Here is a 3732-nt window from a genome sequence, read left to right as displayed (position 1 = left end):
AGCACATGGTCCCCTCCGCGGTGGTCGTGCTGGAGGGGCTGCCGTTGACGGGCAACGGCAAGCTGGACCGCAAGGCCCTGCCCGCACCGGACTACAGGACGGGCACCACGGCCGCGCGGCGCGAACCGTCCACTCCCCAGGAAGAGCTCCTGTGTAGCGCGTTTGCGCAACTCCTGGGTCTGGGCAGTGTCGGCGTCGACGACGACTTCTTCGAGCTCGGCGGACACTCGCTGCTGGCGACCAGGCTGGTCAGCGAGGTGCGTGCGGAATTGGGCGCGGAGCTCTCGATCCGTGCGGTGTTCACGACGCCCACGCCAGCAGGGCTCGCGGCCTGGCTCGCCGAACAAGGCAGTGACCAACGGAATGTCAGGCCCACGCTGCGGCCGATGCGTAAGCAGGAGGACTTCTCATGATCCCACTTTCGTTCGCTCAGCGTCGGCTGTGGTTCCTGGCAAAGCTGGAGGGCCCCAGCGCCACCTACAACAGCCCTACCGTTGTGCGCCTCTCCGGGGCGCTCAACCAGGAAGCACTGAGATCTGCGCTACTGGATGTGATCGGTCGGCATGAAGTGCTGCGCACTGTGTTCCCTGAATCCGGCGGGGAGCCTTTTCAGCGTGTCCTCGAGCCGGAGCAGGCCGGTTTCGAGCTGACCATCGCCGATACGGCACCGGAAGAGCTGACGGAGGCGGTGTCCCGGGCGGCGCGGCACGCATTTGATCTGGGCGTCGAGGTCCCGTTGCGCGCATCGTTGCTCGTGTTGGGGCCGAGGGAACACGTACTCGTGCTGGTGGTGCACCACATCGCCGGCGACGGCTGGTCCTGGTCCCCCCTGGCACGGGACCTGTCGGCCGCTTACCAGGCACGGCTGAAGGACGAGGCCCCGGAATGGGAGCCGCTCCCGGTGCAGTACGCGGATTACACCTTGTGGCAACGAGAGTTGCTCGGGAAGGAGGACGATCCGCAGAGCGTGCTCTCCCGGCAGGTGGCGTACTGGCGTGAGGAGCTTGCCGATGTGCCTGCGGAGCTGACGCTTCCGGCCGACCGGCCCCGCCCGGCTGTCTCCTCTTACGAAGGGCACCGCATTCCGCTGCGAGTCCCGGCCGAAGTGCATGAACGGCTGGTCGCTGTTGGGCGAGAGCGAGGCATGAGCCTGTTCATGCTGATGCAGGCCGCCTTGTCGGTGACGCTATATCGCATGGGTGCGGGTACGGACATCCCGATCGGGTCGGCGATCGCGGGGCGCACGGACAGGGCCCTCAACGACCTGGTCGGCTTCTTCGTGAACACCCTGGTGATCCGTACCGATCTGTCGGGCGATCCGACGTTCGACGAGGTCCTCGACCGGGTCCGCGAGGCGGGCCTGAGGGCGTTCGAGCACCAGGATGTGCCGTTCGAACGGCTGGTGGAGGAGCTGGCCCCGGTTCGCTCCTTGTCGCGGCATCCGTTGTTCCAGGTGATGTTGACGGTCCAGAACATGGGCGCGGCTTCCCTGAATCTGCCCGGACTGAAGGTTGAGGGGGTGCCGACCGGGGCGACGGCGGCGAAGTTCGATCTCGAGATCTCCGTTGGGGAAAGGACCGATGGCCAAGGCGCTCCGTCAGGACTGCGCGGCACTCTGGTGGCGGCCACGGACCTGTTCGACGTGGAGTCGGCCGAGCGGATAGCGGCCTATTGGGCCCGGGTCGTCGAGGCGCTGGCCGCCGATCCGCGAACGAGGATCGGTGCGGTGGAGATCCTCGACGTGGGCGAACGCGGTCGGCTTCTGACGGAATGGAACGACACCGCGGTCGAGGTGGCGGACACTTCGCTCTCGGAGCTGTTCGCGGCACAAGTGGCGCGTACGCCGGAAGCCGTCGCCCTCGTTTCACAGGGGGCCGAGGTGTCGTACGCGGAACTGGAGGCGCGGGCGAACCGGCTGGCACAGTTATTGGTCATACGTGGCGTCGGACCGGAGTCGATCGTCGCGGTCTGTATGGAGCGTGGCGTCGACATGGTCGTGGCGCTCCTCGCCGTTTTGAAGGCCGGAGGCGTGTACCTGCCCGTCGACCCGGAGTACCCGGCCGAACGGATCGAGTACATGCTCGGCGACGCGGCGCCGACGGTGCTGCTGGTGTCGGAGGGTTCCACATCGCTGGTGCCCGGGCCTGCGGCGGCCTCAACGGTCGTTGTCGGCGCCGAGGAGACAGCTGATGAGTTGGCCGGGCTGTCCGACACCGACGAGTCCGGCGTGCCGGAGTGGGTGAGGCCATCGTCGGTAGATCCCGCATACGTCATCTACACGTCCGGGTCCACGGGCCGCCCCAAGGGCGTGGTCGTACCGCACGCAGGCCTCAACAACCTTTACAGCTTCCACCGCTCGAGAGTGATGCCGCAGGGGCCGCAGCGTATGCGCATCGCGCTGACGACCTCGTTTTCCTTCGACACCTCGCTGGAGGGCCTGCTGTGGATGGTGGCAGGCCACGAGTGGCATGTGATCAGCGACGATGTGCGCCGCGACGCAAGCGCCATGGTGGGTTACATCGCCGAGCACCGCATCAACGTTCTGGACGTGACCCCCACGTACACGGAGCAATTGGTGGCCGAGGGCTTGCTCGACCATCCAGATGCGCTGCCCGATCTGGTGATGCTGGGCGGCGAGGGGGTCGGCGGTGCGCTGTGGGACCGCATGCGGCGGACCGAAGGGACCCGGTGCCTGAATATCTACGGGCCGACCGAGTGCACTGTGGACGCACTGTGGTTCGACGCGGCGGAAGGTGAACAGCCGCTTGTCGGCCGGCCCATCGCCAACACTCGTGCCTTTGTGTTGAACGGAGAGCTGCGCCCGGTGGCCGTGGGCGTGGTGGGCGAGCTGTATCTGGCGGGTACGGGTCTGGCCCGCGGCTACCTGGGGCGCCCGGCGTTGACCGGCGAACGGTTCGTGGCATGCCCGTTCGAACCGGGCGCGCGGATGTATCGCACCGGTGACCTGGTGCGCTGGGACCGGGACGGTCGCCTGGAGTATCTGGGCCGGGTCGACGACCAGGTCAAGATCCGCGGCTTCCGCATCGAGCCGGGCGAGATCCAAACCGTCCTGACCGGGCACAGCGCCGTGGCACAGGCGGTAGTCGTGGTCACGCACATGGACACCGTCGGCGACGGGCGCCTGGTCGCGTACGTCGTTCCGGAGGAGGGCAGTGATGTCGCAGACGCGACGCTGTCCGAAGCCCTGCGTGCGTTCGCGGCGGAGCGGTTGCCGGGGTACATGGTGCCGTCGGCGGTGGTGGTGCTGGAGGCGTTGCCGCTGACGGTGAACGGGAAGCTGGATCGTCGGGCGTTGCCGGTGCCGGACTATTCGGTTGCGGCGGGTGTGGGCCGGGGGCCGGTGACGGTGCAGGAGGAGATTCTGTGCCAGGCGTTCGCTGAGGTGCTCGGTGTCGAGAAGGTCGGTGTGGATGCCGACTTCTTCGCGCTCGGTGGACACTCACTCCTCGCAGTCACGCTGGTGGAGCGGTTGCGGGCGCGTGGTGTTTCGGTGTCGGTGCGGGCGTTGTTCCAGACGCCGACGCCGGCCGGGTTGGCCGTGGTGGCGGCTCCGGGACAGGTGGAGGTTCCGCCGAACCTGATTCCTGACGGCGCGACGGAGATCACGCCGGGCATGCTGCCGCTGGTGGACCTGACGGCCGAGGAGGTCGGTCGGGTGGTTGCGCGGGTGCCGGGTGGCGCGGCCAATGTCGCGGATGTCTACCCGCTGGC

General features: G+C 67.7%; 2 protein-coding genes. Both read left to right on the top strand.

Translation table 11 applies throughout. From position 1 onward, the window contains the following. On the top strand, positions 1-413 hold a 413-nt coding region (locus ABZX30_RS37830), incomplete at its 5' end, for a phosphopantetheine-binding protein (RefSeq protein ID WP_355942908.1). Further along, positions 410-3732 (top strand): amino acid adenylation domain-containing protein (locus ABZX30_RS37825; RefSeq protein ID WP_355942905.1); only part of this gene is annotated, 3323 nt, incomplete at its 3' end. The genes ABZX30_RS37830 and ABZX30_RS37825, both read left to right, overlap by 4 nt.

This window comes from Streptomyces sp. NPDC004542 (genome assembly GCF_040610035.1).
In the GTDB taxonomy this organism is placed as follows: Bacteria; Actinomycetota; Actinomycetes; order Streptomycetales; family Streptomycetaceae; genus Streptomyces.
Note: the sequence above shows the minus strand (reverse complement) of the source record. Positions and strands in the feature narration are given on the sequence as shown.